The sequence below is a fragment of the Hydrococcus rivularis NIES-593 genome (genome assembly GCF_001904635.1).
GTDB classification, from domain to species: Bacteria; Cyanobacteriota; Cyanobacteriia; order Cyanobacteriales; family Microcystaceae; genus Hydrococcus; species Hydrococcus rivularis.
Window position 1 is genome coordinate 21,174 of record NZ_MRCB01000018.1, and the last position, 22,515, is coordinate 43,688.

The following is a 22,515-nucleotide window of genomic DNA, read 5'->3' on the forward strand; positions in this document are numbered from 1 at the left end:
AAATTTGGCATAGTAGTTTAAAGATTTGGTAAAAATTTCAATAAACTCTTACGAATAGCCCCTAAATTTTCTACGATTGAATAAATTAGCATAACAAGATTTTTATTGTTTATCTAATCAGTTAAAATCAGCACTCAGGAGACTGGGATGGTATCGGAACAAGTCCCACAAGTTAGTCATGTATTAATTGTTGAAGATTTACAGGGAAGGCGGAGCATTCCTTTGGAAGAGTCTCACTATTCGATTGGTCGTCATTCCAGCAATTCAATTGTTATCTATTCCAAACAAATTTCCCGTAGGCATGCCACTTTAATCCTCAAAAAACATAGCAATCCCGATAAAAATTCCTTTTTTATTATTGATGGAGACGGAGAAGGTCATCAAAGTCATAATGGCATATTTGTCAATGGGAAAAAAAGTTTATTTCACGAACTCCAAGATGGAGATTTAATTAATTTTGGCGGGGATGTTAATGCTAGCTATCACGTTATTGCATCCGGAATTTCAGCCCCCAACCCCAAAGAGATTGTTACCCTCGATAGCATCGCGACGGGGATGAATGGTCAATTGGCTCAAAGCCGTCACAACCAAGCAACGCTGAGGCTATCGGATACTTTACCAGAAACCTCGGACGGAGAAGACACCATTCTCAAACCCGCGCACCAGGATTGGTTGACAGGGCTATCGGATCGCACCCTATTCAACGAACACCTTTCCATCGCCTTGACGAATGCCAGAGAAAAACAACAGCAACTCGCCGTCATCTATCTCGATTTAGAACACTTTGAAACGATTAATAACAAGTTCGGCTATTCTGTTGGCGATCGCTTACTCAAAGAGTTTTCCAAACGATTGCATGACTGCCTGCGTGCAGGCGATATTGTCGCTCGCTGGGGAGGCGACGAGTTTACGGTTCTTCTGAGGCAGATTAAGACTCCAGACGATCCCGTTAGAGTCAGTCAGAGAATTCTCAATACGCTCAAAGCCCCCTTTACCATCGAAAAACATCAAGTTTATCTCAGATGTCATATCGGGATCGCCATCTATCCTCAAAATGGAGAAGATAGCGCAACCCTGATCGAGACCGCAGAACATAACTTAGACGACAATAAGAAACAGAATAACCATGGTAGGCGATCGCCCAGCGCTCCCCCAATCGATCCCAAACTATTGAGAGTAGAATCGCTGTTGCGCAAAGCGCTTGAAAGAGAGGAATTCTCTCTTTATTACCAGCCCCAAGTCAATATCAACACGGGGGAAATCTATGGCATGGAAGCCCTAATACGATGGCACCATCCCAAGCTGGGAATAATTTATCCCCATCAATTTCTTCCTTGGGCAGAGAAAACGTCTCTCATTGTCTCCATTAACCAGTGGGTACTACAGACAGCCTGCCGTCAAAATCGCGCTTGGCAAGCGGCTGGGTTGCCCCGTCTGCCCATGTCAGTTAACCTGTCTCCCCGACAATTTCAACAGCCCAATTTGACGCAGATAGTAGCTCAGGTGTTGGACAAAGCCAAGTTAGAACCCTATTGGCTGGAGTTGGAAATTACAGAGAGGGCGATCGTGCAAAATGGGAACTTGGCTCGCCAGCTTTTCCATCAATTATCCCAGCTAGGAGTTCCCGTTGCCATCGACGATTTTGGTACGGGGTATTCTGCCATTGGCTATCTGCAAGAATTTCCTTTCAATAAACTCAAAATTGCTCAATCGTGCGTCAACAAACTCAAAGATAACCCGAAGAAGACGGGGATAATTTCTGCCGCGATCGCTTTGGGACGGGCGTTTAACCTAAGAGTAGTAGCAGAAGGCGTAGAAACCCAACAGCAACTGGACTTACTGCGCCGACTTCAATGTCAAGAGATACAGGGGTATCGATTCAGCAAGCCATTGAGCGACACGGAAGCCACTCAGTTTTTGACCCAGCATTGGATCGTTACAAAATAGCGATCGAATGGAAAACCATTTCATAAGAAAGTAAAGAAACAGTAAAATCAAGACACAGAACATACCATTGGGCAAACAGATGAGTTATGCTAATGGTCGAACTGGCGCTTTGGTAGCAGGCAAAAAAGCGTATGAGAAGGCTATTGTTGTTGGTTTTATTTCTCGTCGGGCTATGGGCTGCGCTCTCAAACTTTAAGGGATTAGCCAATAAAGGAGAATATAGCTCGATCGTACTCGACTTTCGAGATAATCTGCCAACGACAGTTATTAGCGAGCAATTACAAGCGATCGCGCAAAAATATAACAAAACTGCCACGCTTAACAGCATTTTTTCTGTCAGCGACAATATCTACACCCTCGAAGGCGACGAGCAATTACTAAAAGCCTTGCGGCATTCTCCCCTGAAAAAATTTGTCGAACATATCGAACCTAACTATATTTATCGAGCCTTTGAAGTTCCCAACGACCCAGACTACGGCAAGCAGTGGAATCTCCGCAGCATTAACATAGAACGGGCGTGGGAAGACACCAAAGGAGCGGGCGTTACCGTTGCTGTCATCGACACGGGAGTCAGCCGCGTTCCCGACTTGCAGCAAACGGAATTCGTCGAAGGCTACGACTTCGTAAATGACAAAGTTAACGCCACAGATGACAATGGTCACGGCACTCACGTAGCAGGAACCATCGCCCAATCCACCAACAACAATTACGGAGTAGCAGGAATTGCCTATAAAGCCAAAATTATGCCCCTTAAGGTTCTATCGGCTGGCGGCAGCGGAACCATCTTAGATATTGCTGAAGCCATTCGCTTTGCAGCAGATAGGGGTGCCGACGTAATTAATATGAGCTTGGGTGGCGGTGGCGAAAGTCTGGTGATGAAAGAAGCTATTGACTATGCCCATCAAAAAGGCGTAGTTATCGTGGCGGCAGCGGGGAACTCCAACCGCAATGCGGCAGAATATCCCGCTCGCTATCCTCATGTTATCGGCGTTGCTGCCACCGATTTAGCTGGAAAAAAAGCCCCTTATTCCAACTATGGAGCAGCGGTAGATATTGCAGCTCCTGGTGGCAGCAATGAGGGTAAAATCCTGCAAGAGACAATCGATCCCAGAACCAACCAACCCGTCTTTATGGGTTTTCAGGGAACGAGTATGGCAGCTCCGCACGTCGCCGGGGTAGCAGCTTTGATTAAAGCTTCTGGCATCTCCAACCCCGATGAAGTCTTAAGCGTCCTCCAAAAGTCGGCTCGAACTGTCTCGGAAGATCCTTTCAATCATTTTGGGGCAGGTCACTTAGATAGTACGGCAGCCGTCAAATTAGCCCTGAAAGGTAAAATAACTTGGAAAGACTTTTTCCGATGGCTGCGCGATAATGGCTATCTCAATCCTCGTTTCTGGATTGATGGCGGGGTGGTGGCGCTGTTGCCTAAAATTCTGATGGTGATAGGGTCTTATCTACTCTATTGGTTTTTGCGCAATTACCTGGGTTGGAGTTGGTCGCTCAATAGCGGACTGATTTTAGGAAGTTCTGGATTGTTCTTTCTCCGAGGCGTGTATATCCTCGATCTCCCTCAATGGCCCTTCCGATTGGCGAGTAGTTCGATTCCAGAATTAGGCAATACGATTGTTGGCTCCCCGATGCTGAATCCCCTCTTTGCCAGCGTCTTGATTCCCTTCCTACTAATCGCTCTGTTGTTGGGACATCCCAAGTGGAAGTGGTTTGCCATCGGAACGACTCTCGGCGTTGCTTCTTGTCTGGCGGTGAGTGCTGTTATGTCTCCGGCTGTTTTATGGTTGGGGACGGGAGCGATCGCCCGCATCTTCCTGATCGTCAATGCCCTACTCTGCTTTGGGTTAGCCTATCTAGCAAGTCAAGGAGAAAAACGACTCGCATGAGTATTACCCTTACAGGTACGATCGCGCGGCAAGACTTTGGTTTCGGAATTTGGGCTATAGTCACCGAAGCTGGCGAAACCTACGAACTCAAAGATCCCCCGCAGGAGTTGTGTCAAGAGCGAGCCAAGGTTAGAGTCGAAGGTCGAGTTCGAGACGACGTAATGACCATGGCGATGATTGGTCCGGTTCTGGAAGTAAGCGCTTTTGAATTTTTGGACTGAGATGCATTTTGGGGCTAATGGCTGTCGCTAGCGGCTAGAACCTTACCTTCGTTTGCAACCAATTAGTAACCAGTCGCGGACAGTTTTTTTTAACCCAACGCAGAGCATAGATTTTCGCGACTGGCTTGAATATGCGTGCTATAGATTTCATCATCCTTCTCTGGCGGGGTCGATTGGGAAACTTTTTGTTGATTAAATTAACCGAACCCACATCGTAGAGACGGTCTATGATAAGTTTGAGGGTTGTCTCCTCTCGTTCTACTAAATGCTCCAGCAACACGAGAACGTCTCGCATGCGCTCTTGTTCCATGCGTTCTTCCTCTGAGAGAATGGGAAGACGTTTGGGAGCGTCTACTGTTTTTTTTCGGGATGTCAGCATCAGTTATTGAGTTTTTCTCGCTTCTTCTAGATTATTCCCTCAAACTTTCCCAAAACGTCGCTCTCTTTGCTGATAAGCCGATAGGGCTTGGTGAAATTGAGCGCGATCGAAGTCGGGCCAAAGGGTTGGTGTCACGTAAATTTCGGCATAAGCCATTTGCCAGAGCAAGAAATTACTGATGCGCATTTCTCCGCTCGTGCGGATAAGTAAGTCTGGAGAGGGAAGACCACAAGTATAGAGATGGCGTTCAACTAAGGCTTCGTCGATTTCTTCAGGCTCGATCGCTCCTTGCCGAACTTTAGCCGCGATCGCCCGACAAGCTTGGACGATTTCCTGCCGTCCGCCATAATTAGTCGCCACCGTAAACTGAATTCCTAAATTATCTTTCGTTTCTTCCATCGATCGCTCGATCTCTGCCTGAAGCGATGGCGGTAGCGATTCTAAATTTCCCACAAAGCGAATGCGCACGTTTTCTTCCATCATCTCCTTGAGTTCTTTGCGCAAAACTCGCTCGAACAGCGTCATAAGAAACTCGACTTCTTCGAGCGGTCGTCCCCAATTTTCCGTTGAAAACGCATAAGCTGTGAGCGCTGGAACGCCCCAATCCCTACAGCAACGCAGCAAATCTTTCAAGGTATCTACCCCTCTTTGATGTCCCATAATTCGGGGAAGTCCTCGCTGCTTTGCCCAGCGACCGTTGCCATCCATAATGACTGCAACGTGCCCAGGCAAACGACTTTTATCGAGATCGGCAGGTAACTCTTGTAACGCGATTGGCTTAGTTGTCATTTCTTCTGTTCTTTTGACTTCGATGACGGAAGATGAAATATACGCTCTAATAATATTCGTCCTTGTAAGCCAATTGTACGGCTTAATACGCCCAAACTAGGCGCAACAACGACTTCTCTCTCTACTGATGGAGAAAACCTCTCCTCTAATAGCTCTTTGAGTTTACTGCTAGTTAAGGGTCGGTTGAGATTGCCCCTCTCTGCTAAAGAAATCGAACCCGTTTCTTCCGATACGACTACACAAATACAATTTTCAACTCGCTCGGTAATTCCCATCGCTGCGCGGTGGCGCGTCCCCAACTGCCGCGAGGCAGTACGTTCCGACAGCGGTAAAATTACGCCAGCCGAAACAATGCGAGAGCCGCGAATAAAAACGGCTCCATCGTGGAGTAGGGTTTTGGGTTGAAAAATGGTTTGCAAAAGTTCTTTAGAAACTTCACCATTGAGACTTACCCCCGGATTCACAAATACTCGCATATCGATAGTTCCTGATGTTTCGAGAACCATTAAAGCTCCGGTTCGATTTTGCGAAAGTTCTTTGACAGCATCGACAATTTCATCGATTACGTTGTTGGGTTTGGGCAGAGAACGCTGGCGCTGAAACAATTGGAGAATCTGTCCTCGTCCTAACAACTCCAAAAATCGACGGAATTCTGACTGGAAGATCACTGCCATGGCGACAGCCGCTCCTAGCACTAGCTTCTCCAGTACAAACTTGAGCAGTTCTAGCTTAAGTCGCTCGCTAAGTACTGCTGCCAACATTAAAATAATGAGTCCTCGCACCATCCATAGGGTTCGCCGCTCTCCAATAATGAGGAGCATTAGATAAGTGAGTATTAGGACTAATCCAATATCGAGACCGTTATGGATTAGCCAAGATACAATCCAGCTTTGACCAGGAGCAGAACCCGACATGGGTAATGATGAATTTTAGAGAATGAATTATGAATTAGTAAAGGTTGGCGAAGTAGGAGGAATGCGATCGATCGCCCAATCCAGGAGATCTTTCCCAACGAGGGGGTCTGAAAGTATGCTTCTAGAAAGCGCACGCCACCCTTTCACCTTAAAAATGCGTGGACGAAGTATCTTCCACTAATCTGGCTGGTAGGCGATCTTGTCGAATGAGATCCTCGTAAGTTTCTCGCTCAAGAATTAGATTGGCTTCTCCTTCATTGACCAAAACGGCTGCCGGACGGGGCAAGCGATTGTAATTGGAAGCCATACTATAGTTATACGCTCCCGTGCCCATTACGACCAGAATATCTCCCGATCGCGTCTTGGGCAATCGAGCATCTTTAATCAGAATATCTCCCGATTCGCAGTGTTTGCCAGCAATAGTCACAGTCTCTTCCAAAGGCGCTGACATCCGATTGGCTACAACAGTTCGATAGAGCGACTGATAGGTAATCGGACGCGGGTTGTCTGACATGCCGCCATCGACGGCTATATAAGTGCGAATTTCAGGAACTTCCTTGCGGCTACCAATGGTATAAGCCGTGACGCAAGCCGAACCAATTAGCGAACGCCCCGGTTCGGCAATTAATTTTGGCAAGGGCAACTGCTGGGCTTTGCAAGCCTTCTCAACTGCTTGAGCGGCAGCTTTAACCCATTCCTCGATACTGGAAGGATCGTCTGCTTCTGTGTAGCAAATTCCCAATCCTCCGCCAATGTTTAATTCTCGGACGGACAAGCCATATTCGCTTGCTTTTTTCGACCACTCTACCAAGACTTCTGCCAAGTCTTGATGGGGTTGGCGCTCAAAAATTTGCGAGCCGATATGAGCGTGTAAGCCGATACAATCGAGCTTCGGTTGCTGGCTCACATAGGTAAAGACGGCTTCTAGTTGGTTGGGATCGAAGCCAAATTTGCTGTCTAGGTGTCCGGTGCGAATATACTCGTGGGTGTGGCACTCGATTCCGGGTGTCAGCCGCAGCATCGCGCGAATCGGTTTTTGGGTATTTGCGCCTAATTTGGCCAGCGTTTCTAATTCCAGCCAATTGTCGATAATAATTGTGCAGTTGGTCGCGATCGCAAACTCTAGTTCGGCAACCGACTTATTATTTCCGTGCAGGTAAATTTTATCTCCCGCACGCTCTTTTATGCCCATCTGTTCGAGTGCCTGTAGGGTTGTATACAGTTCTCCCCCCGAAACCACATCGAATCCTAATCCCTCACTGGCAACGATACTGCAAACAGCCAGACAACTCCAAGCTTTAGATGCATAAATGACTTGAGATTCGCCGCTATAATACTGCTTGAAGGCATCTCGATACTGACGGCAAGCGGTTCTTAGAGTAAATTCATCTAAAACATACAAAGGAGAACCAAATTGCTCTACTAAGGTAACGAGATCGCAGCCGCCGATTTCTAGACAGTCACGACTGTTGACTTTGGCAGTGAGAGGTAGTAATTCTTGATTGGGCGATCTTGACGTTAGCTCTGCCGTTGGTTGTGGCAAGTATCGTTGTCCAGAATTCTGCGTTCCGAGATCCGTTGATATCATAGGATAATCTTGTCAGTCGATTAGTGTTCGATTGCAACTTTTTATCGGCCGGTTAGCGGCGAGCGGCTAAATTCGCGGCCGACAGTCGGGAGACAGAAAGTGCCCCGTTCTTTAGTGTACAATCGAACCTTGCCTCTCTTGGCAAAATCATAGGAATTAAAAAGGATAGAGCACATAAATAATTTCTATTTTTATGCGATCGCCACTTTTAGTAAGAGACAGAAAAACAGCTTAAATAGTTCCATCCCGACCGAACTTTAAGTAAATCAAACTAGCTCTAAAATTTAGAGCAGTCCACCAAGAATTAGCAAAATAGCTTTTTTACTATATCTATCAGTATCAGTATAAATGGCAGTTCCAGCCGAGATTTCATGACTTTCTCTAGCAAAACTAAAGTGTGAATCAAGCCAACTTTCATATTAGAATTATACGTTTTCCCTAGTGAAGACAGTGGTAAAAGATTCGATCGCAAAAATGTGTTCCGCAATCATGATAAATTCTGACCAGATGCTATATATAATTAATAATTATTTTTTCCCTTTAACCTTTCCCCGCTTCGCGAAGACCCTTTTCCCAATCGATAAAAATTTCGTCTTTCATCTAACTCAAAAGTGCAATAAGATGTTTTTAAGTTAGCCATCCTTTCCAAACTAATTCTGCTTTAACCGTATACTTATTCGCTTAAAATATAATTCTTGGGAGAGTCTTGTGAATCGCTCTCACTATTTTTTAAATTTAAAACCTGTCAGTAAAACTCTTCTCGCAATATTTTTTATATTTAATTTGTTTCTCAATTTACTTTTTTAAAAAAACAGTTTTTTTGTATAGAGATATCTTATTAAAGATTTATTTTGGTTATAAAAATATGAATGCTAAAAATAATATTGATTGATATAATTTCGTAATTTAAATCGAAAAATAGTGTAATTTTTTTGATAGTCGTTTTTTTCATAAGAAATGTAATTACTCAAAAGAGCTGTGGCTCAGACTCGTTTACTTCCTCTGAAAACTTTAAAGTACAATTGTACTGAGAACATTGACCGAAAAATGTGTTATCGATGGAACTCAAGCTCAAACCTCCTCAAACCGAACAGCTCACACAGGTACTCGAACTGGATCGACTTTGTTTGGGCGGACTGTGGACGTTAGAAGGATATCAGCGAGAATTAGCCAGTCCTAATAGCAGCCTAATAGCCTTATCAGTCCTAGATCGTGCAAGACAAGAAGATAAGACTCTTTTATCATCCCATCCCTTAGCATCCTTATCTCCTCGTCTCCCTGCCTCTTCATCCTCCCCTTCCTCTGTATCTACAATCGCCTCTGAGGAATCAATAATCGGATTCGGTTGCTTTTGGGCAATTTTAGAAGAAGCTCACATTACCTTGTTGATGATTCATCCAGACTATCAAAGACAAGGACTAGGACAACTACTGCTGTACGCTTTGCTAAAAGACGCATGCAAGCGCAAACTGGAACGCGCTACATTAGAAGTTAGAGTATCCAATCAAGTAGCCATATTTCTTTACAAAAAATTTGGTTTTAAAGTAGCAGGACGACGCAAAAATTACTATCAAAAAACAGGGGAAGATGCTCTAATTCTCTGGCGAGGCAATTTGCATCGACCAGAATTCTCTAAAGAACTAGAAATATGGCACGAACGAGTTGGCGCTCGCCTCGCCCAAAATCACTGGACGCTTAAGGAGGAAACGTAAAGACAACAGAGAAACCAAGAGAAGGAACTAGAAACTAACTGTTCGCGGAGAACGACTTATTAACGAGAGTTCGCCGATAAGTAATAAACCAACAGATTTTTCAAAAGACTTTTGCTAAAATCAGCTTACACGGGCAAGCAGCAGGTGATGGATATAGGTTATGTTTGAACGCTTCACAGAAAAAGCTATAAAGGTGATCATGCTCGCCCAAGAAGAAGCTCGTCGCTTGGGACATAATTTCGTAGGCACGGAGCAAATCCTTCTTGGGTTAATTGGCGAAGGAACTGGCGTCGCCGCCAAAGTTCTAAAATCTATGGGGGTCAATCTCAAAGATGCCCGAATTGAAGTCGAAAAGATCATTGGTCGCGGGTCCGGTTTCGTGGCGGTGGAAATTCCGTTCACCCCAAGAGCCAAGAGAGTTCTCGAACTTTCCCTCGAAGAGGCTCGTCAACTCGGTCACAACTACATCGGCACAGAACACTTACTTCTCGGCTTGATTCGGGAAGGAGAAGGGGTTGCCGCTAGAGTTTTGGAAAATCTAGGAGTTGACCTCGCCAAAGTTCGGACTCAGGTGATTCGGATGCTGGGCGAAACGGCTGAAGTTTCGACGACACCGGGCGCTCAAGGACGCACGAAAACGCCAACCTTGGACGAATTTGGCTCTAACCTCACTCAAATGGCAAGCGAGGGCAAGCTAGATCCCGTTGTAGGACGGCAAAAAGAAATCGAGCGCGTGATCCAGATTTTAGGTCGCCGTACCAAGAACAATCCCGTTCTCATTGGCGAACCGGGGGTAGGAAAGACCGCGATCGCAGAAGGTCTGGCACAGCGCATCGCCAACAAGGACGTTCCGGATATCCTAGAAGACAAGCGAGTCGTCACGCTCGATATTGGCTTGCTGGTCGCCGGAACCAAGTATCGCGGAGAATTTGAAGAGCGCCTCAAGAAAATTATGGACGAAATCCGTCAAGCCGGAAACGTGATTCTGGTAATTGACGAAGTTCATACCCTAATTGGCGCAGGTGCTGCCGAAGGCGCGATCGACGCGGCAAATATCCTCAAACCCGCTCTGGCGAGAGGAGAATTGCAATGCATCGGCGCGACCACCCTCGACGAGTACCGCAAGCACATCGAACGCGATGCAGCGCTAGAGCGACGCTTCCAGCCAGTGATGGTGGGCGAACCTTCCGTAGAAGAGACGATCGAAATCCTCTACGGCTTGAGAGAGCGCTACGAACAACACCACAAGCTGAAGATTTTGGACGAGGCATTAGAGGCAGCAGCCAAGCTTTCGGATCGCTACATCAGCGATCGCTATCTGCCAGATAAAGCGATCGACCTCATCGACGAAGCCGGATCGCGCGTGCGCTTGATCAACTCGCAACTGCCCCCAGCCGCTAAGGAACTCGATAAAGAACTGCGTCAGATCCTCAAGCAAAAAGACGATGCAGTTAGGGCGCAGGACTTCGATCGCGCGGGAGAACTGCGCGATCGCGAAATGGAAATCAAGGCACAAATTCGGGCGATCGCCTCTTCTAAGAAGAACGAAGGCGAAGGAGACGAACCCGTCGTCACCGCAGAAGAAATCGCCAACATCGTCGCCTCTTGGACTGGCGTTCCGGTTAACAAGCTCACAGAAACCGAATCCGAGAAGCTGCTGCACATGGAAGATACCTTGCACCAGCGTCTCATCGGTCAAGAAGATGCCGTCAAAGCCGTGTCTCGCGCCATTCGTCGCGCCAGAGTCGGTCTGAAGAACCCCAACCGACCCATTGCTAGCTTCATCTTCTCCGGTCCTACGGGAGTCGGTAAGACAGAACTGACCAAGGCCTTGGCTGCTTACTTCTTCGGTTCCGAAGAGGCAATGATCCGTCTGGATATGTCGGAGTACATGGAACGCCATACCGTATCCAAGCTGATCGGTTCGCCGCCGGGATATGTCGGGTATAATGAAGGCGGTCAACTTACCGAAGCCGTGCGTCGCCGTCCTTATACTGTCGTTCTCTTCGACGAAATCGAAAAGGCGCATCCCGATGTCTTCAACATGTTGCTGCAAATCCTCGAAGACGGTCGTTTGACCGATGCCAAAGGTCGGACGGTAGACTTCAAAAATACGCTGCTAATCATGACCTCGAACATCGGCTCGAAGGTGATTGAAAAAGGCGGCGATCGCTTGGGATTCGAGTTTGAAGTAGACCAAGCCGAAGCCCAATACAATCGGATTCGCTCCTTAGTTAACGAGGAACTCAAACAGTACTTCCGTCCTGAATTCCTCAACCGGATCGACGAAATCATTGTCTTCCGTCAACTGACCAAGGAAGAGGTCAAGCAAATCGCCGATATCCTCCTCAAGCAGGTCTTTGCACGACTGACGGAACAAAATATCAACCTAGAAGTAACCGAGAAGTTCAAAGAACGTCTGGTCGAAGAAGGTTACAACCCCGCTTATGGGGCAAGACCCTTACGTCGAGCTATTATGCGTCTGTTAGAAGACGTGCTGGCTGAAGAAATCCTTTCCGGTCGCATCCAGGAAGGAGATACAGCTGTCGCCGATATCGACGAGGAAGGCAAAGTGAAGATCGTTCTTGGCGAAAGGCAGCAGCTTTTAGCTCAAGCAACTGATTGAGGTTGCGATCGCGCTTTTAGCTACAAGCCTAACCTTAATAGTTAATTTAAAAACGGTAGGAGTTGAATTTCTCTTACCGTTTTTTAACACGGGTCGCATTTTAAGCTTTTGAGCTAATATTTTTCATTACTTAAACTTAATGGAAAAGAAGGCGTTGTCAAACAAGCCAGTGACTTCTTGACACACTAGCAACAATCTGAATAATATTTAGGAGTCCTAACTATTATCCCAAAGGATTTATAAAAAAAGTAGTTTTCTACCATGCTGATTAAGATTTGGAGCTTCTGCCTGCTCGAAAACAATGAAAATTAATTTTTTATCTGTGTTACGGCAGCACTTGAAAAGTCTGCTATCAAAATTTTCTTCACTCAGTCAGCAACCAAGCCCGATCCCCCACCAAACCTCAACTCCTTCGAACAAAAGGAAAAATAAGTTTTTCAGAGACATTAAGGCATATCGAAGATTAATAGTTCATTCCCGTAAATCTTATCGCCGAGGTTGCGCCTATCAACCTCGGTTTTCCTTTGCTCAGGCTCTCATTTCTTGGCTTGGCAGTCTGGTGGCAATTGAACTGTTGGCTTATCTTTCTCTTTATACCCACTATCCGTTAATTGCTGCACCTTTTGGGGCAACAGCAGTTCTAGTATATGGCATACCTGAAAGTCCTCTAGCTCAACCCCGTAACGTGATTGGCGGGAATTGTCTGGGGGCGTTGGTGAGTATCGTGTTAGTCCAATATTGTGGTTCGGAGCCTTGGGTTATGGGTTTAGCCGTGGCAACCGCTATCAAGCTGATGAAACTAACGAGAACCCTTCACCCACCAGGTGGCGCGGTTGCTTTGGTGGGTGTAATGAGCAATGCATCTTGGAGTTTTTTGTTTACTCCCGTGTTTGTTGGCTCCGTTATTATGGTCTTGTGGACTTTTGTATTCAATAACACAGCACCTGGTAGAAGCTATCCCAGACATTGGTTATGAATAGTTCGTGACTGCCAACCCCTATGAGTACAAATGAATCTAACAACCCTTCTGACTTTTGTCACGACTCTACGGAACAACGGATTCTAGTCGGGCTATCTAAAGTGAGTCTTGCCCTCAAAAGTCAATCTTGGCAAGATGCCGGACGGTATGGACTCTCCCCAACTCAAGTTCAAATTCTCTCGTTGTTACAAACAAAAGGGCATGAAGGAATGGGTTTGTCTGCTGTGGCGGAAGGTTTAGCCGTAACGCCAGCGACTGCCAGTGATGCGGTACGGGTATTAGTAGAAAAAGGCTTAGTGCAAAAAAAACCATCGCCAGAAGATAAACGGGCGATCGCAATTACCCTGACTGCGAAAGGACAACAGCTAGCCATTAAAACCGCTTGCTGGTCTGACTTGTTACTAGATGCTGTGGGAGAACTGTCGGAATTGGAGCAAACAGTTTTCTTGCGGGGACTGATTAAAATGATTCGCAAGCTACAAGAAGCAGGTCAAATTCCCATTTCGAAAATGTGCGTGACTTGCCGTTTTTTCCAGCCCAATCGCTATCCTAATAGCGATCGCCCCCATCATTGTGCATTGGTCGATGCTCCTTTCGGCGATCGCCATTTGCAAATCGACTGCCCCGATCAAATTATGATTAATTCAAGAGATTGACAGCTTTAAACGACTACGCTACCTGTAATTTAAGGAATTTTTACTGAAGAGTCTTATTTGCCCAAAGAATAAACTCTTCTAGAGAAAAAATATTAATATTCTTTTTAATAGTTGGTAATTATCACTTCAGGAATTTTACCTCGCTTATAACCTTTAGAATTAATCGCTCTGGTTGCATAGACAAACTCGATTTTGTAATGGTTGTAGAGATCGAGAATCAGTGGGGCGTTGGAGTTAGAAACCATAAATCGAACGCCCTTAGCATCAAGGCGATCGCACAGATCTCGCAGGCTCGATTGCATCGCTAAATCGAACCCATCCTGACTGTATCCTGTAAAGTTAGACGTAGCGTTTAGCGGGGCATAGGGAGGATCGAAATAGACAAAATCGTCCCTGGTAATTTTTTCTTCAACTTTAAGGAATGAACCAGTGATAATCTGCGCTTTTTGAAGTGCTTGGCTACAAGCTCTTAAATTAGTCTCGTCAACAATCTTGGGATTTTTATACTTCCCCATAGGCGTATTAAATTGACCTTTAGAGTTCACGCGGTATAATCCGTTAAAACAGGTTTTATTTAAGTAGATCAGTCGGCTTGCTTTTTTTACTGCTGACCAAGACTTATATTCGTCGGTGCGATCGATATTTCTGATTTGGTAATAGTAGTCTTTTTCGTAAATGTGTTGCTTTAGATCGGCAATCAGTTCTTCAACTCGCTCTCTAATGACTCTGTAAGTTAAGGTCAATTCCTCGTTGATATCGATGAGAACGGATTGCTCTGGTAAAAGATGAAAAAATAATGCCCCGCCACCCACAAACGGTTCAAAATATCGAGAGAAATCGCGAGGAATTCTTGCTGTTAGTTCGCTCAGCAGTTGAGTTTTACCACCAACCCATTTAACGAAAGGTTTAGCTTGAATATTTATGTCTATTTCTCTAATCTTCAATTGATGCGATCGAACTCCTCTCTTAGTCTGTCAAGGATTATAGATAATTTTGTCAGCAGACAGAGCGATCGCGTCTCATTCATGGGCTGTCGCATGTTGGGAAAAAGCGGAACTGAGAGAAGCATTGACAGGGTGCGATCGCATTCTCAACGACGAGTTTTCTGACTATCCAGAGAAATCTCTGTACGCGATCGGCATAGTTGACGAGGCGAAAAAGCTTTAATAATCTCAACTCAGGTTAATTATTTGCTTCTTTCTCATTTTTTAAGAAGCTTTGAGTTCCCTGGGGAAGACAATGCCCTTACCAGCCAAACTTGAGAACGCCTGACAATATCCCTGGCTTTCTTTGAGCAAATAATCCAGAAAGGTACGAGCAACGAGCGAAAGTTTTTTCTCCTTGAGGAAGATGACGTGCCATTGGCGATGAATGGGAAAGCCCTCTACGTTAAGAATTGCCAGTTGATTCATGTCAGTGGCACTCAGGCTATGCAGCGATAAAACTGCTAGCCCCAAACCTTCAACAACAGCCTGCTTGATAGCTTCATTACTATTCAGTTCTAGCTTGATCTGTACTGAGACCCCCTGCTGGCGCAATAACTGTTCTACTGACTCGCGAGTTTGAGAACCTCGCTCTCTCACGATCAAGGATTCCTTTTCTAGAGACTCTAGAGGAAGACGACATTGGCGTGTTAGGGGATGGCGTTTGGGCGCAACTAAGACTAACGGATTACAAAGAAATGACTCTGCTTCAATTTTTTCTTGTTCTGGCAAGCGACTGAGGATATAGAGATCGTCAAGGTTTTTATTGAGCCGCTCTAAAACCTCATTATGATTGGTAAACTCAAGAGAAATGCCGATATTGGGGTAGCGTTGGCAGAAGGAATTGAGTAGCTTAGGAATAAAGTACTTCGCAGTGGTTGCCGCAGCTAGGCGCAAGTGACCCTGTTCCATACCTCTAAACTCAGCTAGATTCGCCTCTAACTGCTCCAGTCGCTTAAAGATGATTTGACAGGCATCGAAAACTTCCTGACCTGCTGGTGTCAAATATACCTGCTTTCCTACCTGCTCAAATAGGGGCATTCCGAGCGCAGTGGAAAGATGTTTGATTTGAGAAGATACGGTGGGTTGTGAAAGATATAACTGTTTGGCTGCATGAGTGAAGCTACTGTGCTGCGCTGTTGTCTTAAAAACCTGTAATTGATTGAGCGTAATTGATTTCCAGAGAGGATTGGTTGGAAAACTGTCAGGGAAATTTGGTTTCATGATGCTGTCAGATTGTATCTTAAAAACTTTAACAATATTGATGTTGCTCAATTTAAGTTATATTCTACTTTAACAACATTAATGTTGTTAAAGTCGAGACAAACATCACAATTGCGCCGAGATTTAAGTCAAATCAGACGACATCATGCAAAAAGCTTTCCTCTGACAGCGGTTCGAGTTTCAGATTAGCCGATCGACTCCAAGAGCAGGGATTGAATTTGTTTGGAAGCAAGAATTTTCCCCTGACAGATGATTTGACCGTTAACGATTAAAGCTGGGGTGCATCTAAGTCTTCGTCTATTTATTTCTCCGAGATCGGAATTACAGTTCACCTTAGCGGGAACGCCAAGTTTGGCAACAGCCGTGCAAACGTTATTTTCCAGAAGACGACGACTCTCGGTATTTAAACCAATAATTTCAATGTTAAGCGTATCCATAATTGACTTTTAGCTTTTCAGCCATTTGGGGAATTTCATTCGCGGGGAGAATTGATTTAACTTCTCGATCGAGTTTAAGAAAATAAAGCTCGACGTTAAGTTGTGGGTAGCGTTTTTTAATTGCCGAGTAAGCCCGATTTAAGTAATCTTTGTGAACCTGTTCTTCCCGGTCAGGATTTTTACTTAATTGAGGGTCTATTAGACTGGCATAAGCCCCACAGTCCTGATGGTCGAAAATGATGACCTTTTCAACGTGGTGCAGTCGATAGGACAAATCCAGTTGATCCCAAAAAGCAGCAGCATCCGCTTGATGGGGAAAGCCCGCTAGCGCCAAAGAAGCTCCGGCTAGTGCCGTCCAGTCATACTGTTGGGCAAAAGTTGGCTCTAAAAACTGTTGTAATGCCGTTACAAAGCGGAAATCAATGCAACTAAGCACTAAAGCTTTAGGCTGATGAGCGGCGGCAATAGCAGGCTGAGTAACTGGGAGGAAAGGGAAAGCGATCGCCCCAGCCAGAAGCGATCGCATAAACGTGCGTCTCGCCATTTGATGGGATTGACCGCAGGGACAGGCTTTTAACTTACAAGTGGGAGAGATTTGCTCCATCGCTGTTCGCTCTATCTCTCCAGAAACCCTTTATGAGTCAACGATTTCGTCTCCACAGGCACTTCTTGAAGGTTCAAAGCTGTTTTGGGGAATAGCAATTGGTACAAATCTCCTATCTGGGAAATAAGTTCTTGCCAGAGAGCTGTTAAAGATTTGAGAATGGTTTGGCGTTTCATGGACTTTTTCCTTAATTAAAGTTAATGTGGGTTATGGTTTCACTCCCCTCAATCGAAGGGCTAAGCAGAAAATCTAAGAACCAAGGGACTTTCTTTACCGCTCCATCAAAGCGGATGGCTGGCGGCATTCTTCAAGATTTGGGTTGAGCGAGCAAATAGCGGCATCAGTAGTCTCAAAACAGTTTTCTTGACCGATCTTGTCTAGCAAACCACTGCGTTCTAATCTTTGTTGAACTTGAGGCTGTAAACCACTGAGCAGCAAGCGACATCTTCGACGGGTCAAATCCTGATAGATATCTTCTAGGGCAACTAAACCCGTCGTATCTATATTCGGCACAAACCGCATCCGCAAAATCAGATACTTAACTTGGGGTTCATCCCGCAAAAAGGTAACAAACCGTTCGGCAGCCCCAAAAAATAGCGGTCCATCAACCCGGTAGACGGCAATTTCTTGAGTCAGTTCTAGCGGTACGCCCGGAGGAAAGGCTTCGGTTTCGGGAACTTTGGCTAAGTTGAGGTCGCTCATCCGTTTAATCAATAACGCTCCCGCCGCTATCAATCCTACCTCCACGGCGAGGATCAAGTCGAAGCCAATCGTAACCAGCCAAGTCAGCAGCATGACGGCTAAGTCGGCGTAACTGGCACGCACCAGTAAGCCGATCGCTTCCCACTCGATCATCCGAACGCTAGTCACCATGAGAATCCCCGCTAGTGCCGCCAGAGGAATTTGAGAGGCTAAAGGAGCCAACGCCAGCACGATCGACGCTAAGGCTACTCCATGAATGATTCCAGAGAGGCGGGTTTTGCCTCCAGAGCGCACATTGACCGCCGTGCGAGCGATCGCCCCAGTGGCTGGAATTCCTCCAAAGAAAGGCACCACAATATTCGCCAGTCCTTGACCGATGAGTTCGCGGTTGCTGTCGTGCTTCTCGCTGACCGTCATGCCATCGGCGACAACAGCAGACAGTAAAGATTCGATACTGCCTAGTGCAGCTAAAGCAAGGGCTGGATTAATCAGTTCTCGCAACAGCCCCCAGTCTTGCCAGTGGGGAATGGTTTGCGGCAGGGGCAGCGATTGAGGGATCTCGCCAATCGTAGGAACATTGAGGTGGAATAAAGAAGCCAATCCGGTTGCCAATACCAATCCCACCAGAGAACCGGGAATGGCAGTGGTAATTCTTGCCCAAAATAACTTGGTCGCGATGACCGTAGCGGCTACAACTACGGCTGCCCAATCGATGTTGTCCAGATGGGTGAGAGTTGCCCAGAGTCCGGGCAGAAAATGTTCGCTGCGCGGTAAGTGCAACCCAAAAAAGTTATTGAGTTGACCGCAAAAAATAATGACAGCGATGCCGTTGGTAAAGCCTGCTGTCACGGGGTAGGGAATAAATTTAACCAGTTGACCTAATTTGGCAATTCCCAGGGCGACTTGAATGATTCCAGCCATCACCCCAGCTATCCATACCTTCTCAATGCCGTACTTGGCAACAATCCCTACCAGGATAACTGCCATCGCCCCAGTTGGTCCGGTTATCTGTACGGGAGAGCCGCCAAATACCGCCGCTACAATTCCCGCCACAATTGCCGTATAGAGTCCGGCTTTGGGTTCTACTCCACTTGCTACTGCAAATGCCAGTGCCAGGGGAAGCGCAACCACTGCCGCCGTCAGCCCTCCGGTCAGGTCGCCCCGCCAGTGGGCAAAGAAGCGACTGAACCGCAACCATTGCTCGCCACTGAGAGTAATTGTTACTGTCATCGGGTTCAATGAACCTCCTTGCAATTTAAAACTGATTGGAATTGCCGATCTCCTTCCAGTTGCTCCAAACTGTTACGAATTTCAACCAGGCGGAAGTAACTTGCTTTGAAGGGCATCGGTCAGATTTATAAATCTATGTAATCGTTTATCTTTGTATCTATTAATCTGCAAAGTCTTGCATATAATTTATCACCCGTGTTAAGATATGGCAAGCAGCGATTGATTGAGAGCTTTCATTCAGTTGAGTTGCCGCATTTGCCATGCCCACGAGCATTAGCCATCGACGCTAATGCTCGTACATTCCTGAACTCTCAATAAAATATGCAGACTGAGACTAATCGCATTGAGCGCAATTTGTCCGATGGCACTGAAGCTTCACGTCCCCTCTGGTATCTTGTCCGCCATCTTCCCAATTTTCAGCGCGTCACGATCGCCCGGTTTCTTTCTCGCGCAGCTGCCGAAGCACATTTGCGGTTTCTAGCGCAGAGGTTTCCAGAGGCTTCATACGCCGTCGTGTTCGACCGACCAGTTGTCGATCGATAATTCTTTGGCTCAAAGGGGAAAGAAGAAATGCTAGACATCAAAATTTTTAACGTCGATCGCGGGTTTTGCGCCGCGGTCGATCGCCACGACCATCACGCGATCGTCATTGATTCCGGTTACAATTCTCGCACCGGATTCAGACCCTCACAATACATTTTTCAAAAGCATTTCAGGACTCTAGACTGCCTGATTGTCTCTGCCTATACCGAAGATCATTTGGCAGGCATCCCCGATTTACTCGACCAGTGTTTAAAACACGGCTTGCCCGTCAATTTTTTCGTCTCAAATCCCTCAATTAATCCCGAACACTTTCCTGGATTGAAGAGTGTCAATCGGCAGCTTGGCAATGCACTAACATTTACAACAGCACTGCATCCAGAATGTGAAAAGATCGGTCAAACGATGACCATTGATGAGGTCAGTCTCTCGTTTTTCTGGAACCATAACCGAGATTTTCAAGATCTCCACAACTTGAGCCTGGTTACTTTTCTGTCCTATCGGGATATTAACATTATCTTTCCTAGCGATCTCGAAACAGAGGGCTGGCGTGCCCTTCTCAAATGCAATGACTTTCGCGATCGCCTGCGTCGCGTTAATATTTTTGTAGCATCTAATCACGGACGAGAAGATGGGTATTGCCCGGAAGTTTTTGACTACTGTAGACCAGAGCTAATCATTATCTCGAACGAGTCAGATCGACGCATTTCCCCCTTAATGCTCGATCGATATAATAGCCATGCCAAGGGGACTTCATTCGGAGTCTGCGAGAAAAAACTGCTAACTACCTACGATGATGGAACCATTACTATCTCAAAATATTTGGATAGGCTGCGACAAGTGACAACGCAGTCTCAAGCTTACCGGCACTGAGGTTTTATCAGAACGCTTATTCGGAGTCATTTTTATCTCTAGTCAAGCCAAGGAGAGATATATGAAAAGGATTCTGATTATCGAGAAACATCCCCTCTACCGAGCCGAGATTTGTAGATTGCTTCGGTTTGATAAATATCAAGTTCTTCAAGCCGAGAATGGCATAGAGGGTCTCAACCTCGCACGAGAAAAGCATCCGGATTTAATTCTTTGTGATGTTGAAATCCCTGGATTAGATGGATATAAAGTTCTAGAAAGCTTACGGGCAGACACTACTGCCTCTAAAATTCCTTTTGTTTTTCTAGCAGGCCGCATAGATGTCGACAGCCATTCTCGCGCTATGAAGCTAGGAGCATCTGCCTATCTTAGTAAACTCGTCTCACCGAGCGAATTATTGCGAGTTATTGCTACTAAACTCAAATAACTACTTTTCTGCAACACAGTTTACTAACCTAAAAAAAATTAAGGAAGCGACCCGATTCAAGCTATCGCTTGTGACATCAGAACCTAAAATGTTAAGTTAACATAAAAGTTTTGAAGATACGAAGATATTCAGATGACATTTAAGCCCAGTTACTTTAAAGCCGATCTTTTTAAAGTGTTGTCTAATCCAATCCGGATTCAGATTCTCGATACCTTGCGGCTGGGCGAACAAAGCGTCAATTATATTGCCGATTGGCTCGATGTCGAGCCTTCTTCAGTCTCTCAGCAGCTGGCAGTGCTGCGGAGTCGCAACCTAGTCACAAGCCGCAAGCAAGGTAACTACGTTTTTTATTCGGTGAGAGATCCAGCACTTTTTAAGGTACTCGATGCCGCCTTGGAGGTGTTTAACAACCATCTAGTAGAGATGCGCGATACCTTAGAACAAATGGAATAAGTGAGAACTGTATTTTTAGATACGCTGCGATAGCGATCGCGTCTCATTCATCGGCTGTCGCATGTTGGAAAAAGCGGAACTTTGTGGCAACCCTTGACCTTATACCAAGGTATAAGGTTTACCATGAAGACAACAGAAATAAATATCCAACTTAAGATGCTACACATCAGTGAAGTTGCCCGCCAGTTGGGATTGAATCCCCAAACTATCTACTTCTGGGAGCGGATCGGACTGATCGTGCCGCCGCAGCGCACGGAGTCGGGCTACCGTCTCTTCAGTCAAGAAGATGTCGATCGCCTCGCTTTCATCACTCGCGCTAAGTCCCTGGGCTTAACCCTGGAGGAAATTCGCGAGATTCTGGCACTCAAAAACGGGCGATCGCTGACTTGTCAAGCACTCTACGAGCGACTCCTGAAAAAATTAGAGCAGATCGACCAAAATATTCGCCATTTACAAGCGTTGCGCCAGGAACTTTTACCGCTATTAAATCGCTGTCGCCAAAACCGCGATCGCGCCGAACTCACTCAAGAGTGTGTCGTGCTAGAAGAAGCTGCGGCGGCGAGAAATTACCCTAAGTAGTCATGCTGGGACTAAAAATTGTATCTGAAAAGGTTCCGAAACAATGCTGAAAACCATTGGCTTGAGCAACTCTATTTTTACCCTCTGGGAAAATACATAATAACTCCCACGCCTAACAAAACGATCGCACAGCCGATGACATCAAAGCGATCGGGAGGAATGCGATCGATCTGCCAACCCCACAGGAGGGACAAGAGAATGAAAAATCCGCTATAAGCAGCATAAACTCGCCCAAAGTGGGCGGGTTGTAGAGTGGGGACAATGCCGTAAAGCATCAAAATTACCCAACCCAGAAGCGCAAAATGGAAACTTCTGCCTTCCCGCAGCCACAGCCAAACTAAATAACCGCCTCCGATTTCACACAGTCCCGCTAGGATGAAATAAACCAGCGATCACGCTACATCCATTATCTGTCCTTTGAGGTTACAGACCGTTCATTTTAGCAGCTTTTTCAATTATCAGTTGCATCGCAGGAGATCTAAGACTATGAATACTATTAAAGTTGAAATTTTAGGTACGGGTTGTAAGAAATGCCACCAGCTAGAAGCCAATGCTAAAGAAGCGATCGCGGCGGCTGGTCTGGAAGCGGAAGTACAACACATCACCGACACGATGGAAATTATCAAACGCGGCGTAATGCGGACTCCAGCCCTAGCCATCGAAGGCAAAGTCGTCAGTCAGGGCAAGGTCATCGCGCCGGAAGAAATCCAACCCTTGTTGCCGACTAAGTAACGCGATCGCTGGCACAATTTACTCCGCA

General features: G+C 46.0%; 25 protein-coding genes. 14 read left to right on the top strand and 11 right to left on the bottom strand.

Features of this window, described 5'->3' with window-relative positions; genetic code table 11:
• Positions 1-147 precede the first annotated feature (147 nt).
• The 3 genes from NIES593_RS14785 to NIES593_RS14795 all read left to right on the top strand — a co-directional run bounded on the left by NIES593_RS14785 (position 148) and on the right by NIES593_RS14795 (position 4,063).
• Entirely contained in the window at positions 148-1,947 is a 1,800-nt protein-coding gene (locus NIES593_RS14785) for an EAL domain-containing protein (protein ID WP_073600313.1), read from the top strand.
• A gap of 131 nt (positions 1,948-2,078) precedes the next feature.
• Positions 2,079-3,842 (top strand): S8 family peptidase, encoded by a 1,764-nt coding sequence (locus NIES593_RS14790; protein ID WP_073600314.1) that lies wholly within the window; start codon positions 2,079-2,081, stop codon positions 3,840-3,842.
• A complete protein-coding gene (locus NIES593_RS14795) occupies positions 3,839-4,063 on the top strand; it encodes a hypothetical protein (protein WP_073600315.1) in 225 nt (74 codons plus the stop codon). The genes NIES593_RS14790 and NIES593_RS14795 overlap by 4 nt, the downstream gene beginning before the upstream one ends.
• Before the next feature lie 34 nt (positions 4,064-4,097).
• Here the strand turns inward: NIES593_RS14795 and NIES593_RS14800 are convergent, their stop codons facing one another.
• The 4 genes from NIES593_RS14800 to lysA all read right to left on the bottom strand — a co-directional run bounded on the left by NIES593_RS14800 (position 4,098) and on the right by lysA (position 7,733).
• Complete coding sequence (locus NIES593_RS14800) at positions 4,098-4,442, bottom strand: hypothetical protein (RefSeq protein WP_073600316.1); 345 nt, start codon at positions 4,440-4,442, stop codon at positions 4,098-4,100.
• A gap of 39 nt (positions 4,443-4,481) precedes the next feature.
• On the bottom strand, positions 4,482-5,231 hold the full coding sequence (gene uppS / locus NIES593_RS14805) for a polyprenyl diphosphate synthase (RefSeq protein WP_073600317.1): 750 nt from the start codon (positions 5,229-5,231) through the stop codon (positions 4,482-4,484).
• The gene (cdaA, locus tag NIES593_RS14810) at positions 5,228-6,145 is read right to left on the bottom strand and encodes a diadenylate cyclase CdaA (protein ID WP_073600318.1); all 918 of its coding nucleotides are present in this window, start codon (positions 6,143-6,145) and stop codon (positions 5,228-5,230) included. The genes uppS and cdaA overlap by 4 nt, the downstream gene beginning before the upstream one ends.
• A 148-nt stretch (positions 6,146-6,293) precedes the next feature.
• The gene (gene lysA / locus NIES593_RS14815) at positions 6,294-7,733 is read right to left on the bottom strand and encodes a diaminopimelate decarboxylase (RefSeq protein WP_073600319.1); all 1,440 of its coding nucleotides are present in this window, start codon (positions 7,731-7,733) and stop codon (positions 6,294-6,296) included.
• A 1,058-nt stretch (positions 7,734-8,791) separates the two neighbouring features.
• Between lysA and rimI the strand changes: the two genes are divergently transcribed.
• The 4 genes from rimI to NIES593_RS14835 all read left to right on the top strand — a co-directional run bounded on the left by rimI (position 8,792) and on the right by NIES593_RS14835 (position 13,706).
• Positions 8,792-9,445 carry a ribosomal protein S18-alanine N-acetyltransferase gene (gene rimI / locus NIES593_RS14820; RefSeq protein WP_073600320.1) on the top strand — a complete coding sequence of 218 codons (654 nt, stop codon included), beginning with the start codon at positions 8,792-8,794 and terminating at the stop codon, positions 9,443-9,445.
• 160 nt (positions 9,446-9,605) lie between these two features.
• Positions 9,606-12,071, top strand: coding sequence for an ATP-dependent Clp protease ATP-binding subunit (locus NIES593_RS14825; protein ID WP_073600321.1), 2,466 nt, complete (start codon positions 9,606-9,608; stop codon positions 12,069-12,071).
• Positions 12,072-12,537: 466 nt separating this feature from the next.
• On the top strand, positions 12,538-13,047 hold the full coding sequence (locus NIES593_RS24895; RefSeq protein WP_425432541.1) for an HPP family protein: 510 nt from the start codon (positions 12,538-12,540) through the stop codon (positions 13,045-13,047).
• Between the two features lie 23 nt (positions 13,048-13,070).
• Positions 13,071-13,706 carry a MarR family winged helix-turn-helix transcriptional regulator gene (locus NIES593_RS14835; protein ID WP_073600322.1) on the top strand — a complete coding sequence of 212 codons (636 nt, stop codon included), beginning with the start codon at positions 13,071-13,073 and terminating at the stop codon, positions 13,704-13,706.
• 104 nt (positions 13,707-13,810) lie between these two features.
• On the opposite strand, the gene NIES593_RS14840 is transcribed toward NIES593_RS14835, so the two are convergent.
• Complete coding sequence (locus tag NIES593_RS14840; RefSeq protein WP_073600323.1) at positions 13,811-14,650, bottom strand: DNA adenine methylase; 840 nt, start codon at positions 14,648-14,650, stop codon at positions 13,811-13,813.
• 49 nt (positions 14,651-14,699) lie between these two features.
• Here NIES593_RS14840 and NIES593_RS24250 point away from each other — a divergent pair, with 49 nt between their 5' ends.
• Positions 14,700-14,873 (top strand): hypothetical protein, encoded by a 174-nt coding sequence (locus tag NIES593_RS24250; protein WP_175561144.1) that lies wholly within the window; start codon positions 14,700-14,702, stop codon positions 14,871-14,873.
• Positions 14,874-14,914: 41 nt separating this feature from the next.
• On the opposite strand, the gene NIES593_RS14845 is transcribed toward NIES593_RS24250, so the two are convergent.
• The 5 genes from NIES593_RS14845 to NIES593_RS14860 form a co-directional block, all read right to left on the bottom strand.
• Complete coding sequence (locus NIES593_RS14845) at positions 14,915-15,913, bottom strand: LysR family transcriptional regulator (protein WP_073600324.1); 999 nt, start codon at positions 15,911-15,913, stop codon at positions 14,915-14,917.
• 185 nt (positions 15,914-16,098) lie between these two features.
• Positions 16,099-16,350 carry a thioredoxin family protein gene (locus NIES593_RS14850; RefSeq protein WP_073600325.1) on the bottom strand — a complete coding sequence of 84 codons (252 nt, stop codon included), beginning with the start codon at positions 16,348-16,350 and terminating at the stop codon, positions 16,099-16,101.
• On the bottom strand, positions 16,337-16,954 hold the full coding sequence (locus NIES593_RS14855) for a carbonic anhydrase (protein ID WP_217651918.1): 618 nt from the start codon (positions 16,952-16,954) through the stop codon (positions 16,337-16,339). The genes NIES593_RS14850 and NIES593_RS14855 overlap by 14 nt, the downstream gene beginning before the upstream one ends.
• A gap of 11 nt (positions 16,955-16,965) precedes the next feature.
• Positions 16,966-17,130 (bottom strand): hypothetical protein, encoded by a 165-nt coding sequence (locus NIES593_RS24255; protein WP_175561145.1) that lies wholly within the window; start codon positions 17,128-17,130, stop codon positions 16,966-16,968.
• Between the two features lie 94 nt (positions 17,131-17,224).
• Entirely contained in the window at positions 17,225-18,886 is a 1,662-nt protein-coding gene (locus NIES593_RS14860; protein ID WP_073600326.1) for a SulP family inorganic anion transporter, read from the bottom strand.
• Between the two features lie 321 nt (positions 18,887-19,207).
• Here NIES593_RS14860 and NIES593_RS14865 point away from each other — a divergent pair, with 321 nt between their 5' ends.
• The 5 genes from NIES593_RS14865 (at position 19,208) to NIES593_RS14885 (ending at position 21,755) form a co-directional block, all read left to right on the top strand.
• Entirely contained in the window at positions 19,208-19,429 is a 222-nt protein-coding gene (locus NIES593_RS14865) for a hypothetical protein (protein WP_073600327.1), read from the top strand.
• Between the two features lie 27 nt (positions 19,430-19,456).
• Entirely contained in the window at positions 19,457-20,299 is an 843-nt protein-coding gene (locus NIES593_RS14870) for a ComEC/Rec2 family competence protein (protein ID WP_073600328.1), read from the top strand.
• Positions 20,300-20,360: 61 nt separating this feature from the next.
• Positions 20,361-20,723, top strand: a complete 363-nt coding sequence (locus NIES593_RS14875; protein WP_073600329.1) for a response regulator — start codon at positions 20,361-20,363, stop codon at positions 20,721-20,723.
• A 132-nt stretch (positions 20,724-20,855) separates the two neighbouring features.
• The gene (locus NIES593_RS14880; RefSeq protein ID WP_073600330.1) at positions 20,856-21,176 is read left to right on the top strand and encodes an ArsR/SmtB family transcription factor; all 321 of its coding nucleotides are present in this window, start codon (positions 20,856-20,858) and stop codon (positions 21,174-21,176) included.
• Between the two features lie 156 nt (positions 21,177-21,332).
• Complete coding sequence (locus NIES593_RS14885) at positions 21,333-21,755, top strand: heavy metal-responsive transcriptional regulator (protein ID WP_073600331.1); 423 nt, start codon at positions 21,333-21,335, stop codon at positions 21,753-21,755.
• A gap of 77 nt (positions 21,756-21,832) precedes the next feature.
• Here the strand turns inward: NIES593_RS14885 and NIES593_RS14890 are convergent, their stop codons facing one another.
• Positions 21,833-22,144, bottom strand: a complete 312-nt coding sequence (locus tag NIES593_RS14890) for a YnfA family protein (protein WP_217651927.1) — start codon at positions 22,142-22,144, stop codon at positions 21,833-21,835.
• Positions 22,145-22,241: 97 nt separating this feature from the next.
• Here NIES593_RS14890 and NIES593_RS14895 point away from each other — a divergent pair, with 97 nt between their 5' ends.
• Positions 22,242-22,487, top strand: coding sequence for a thioredoxin family protein (locus NIES593_RS14895; RefSeq protein WP_073600332.1), 246 nt, complete (start codon positions 22,242-22,244; stop codon positions 22,485-22,487).
• Positions 22,488-22,515 lie beyond the last annotated feature (28 nt).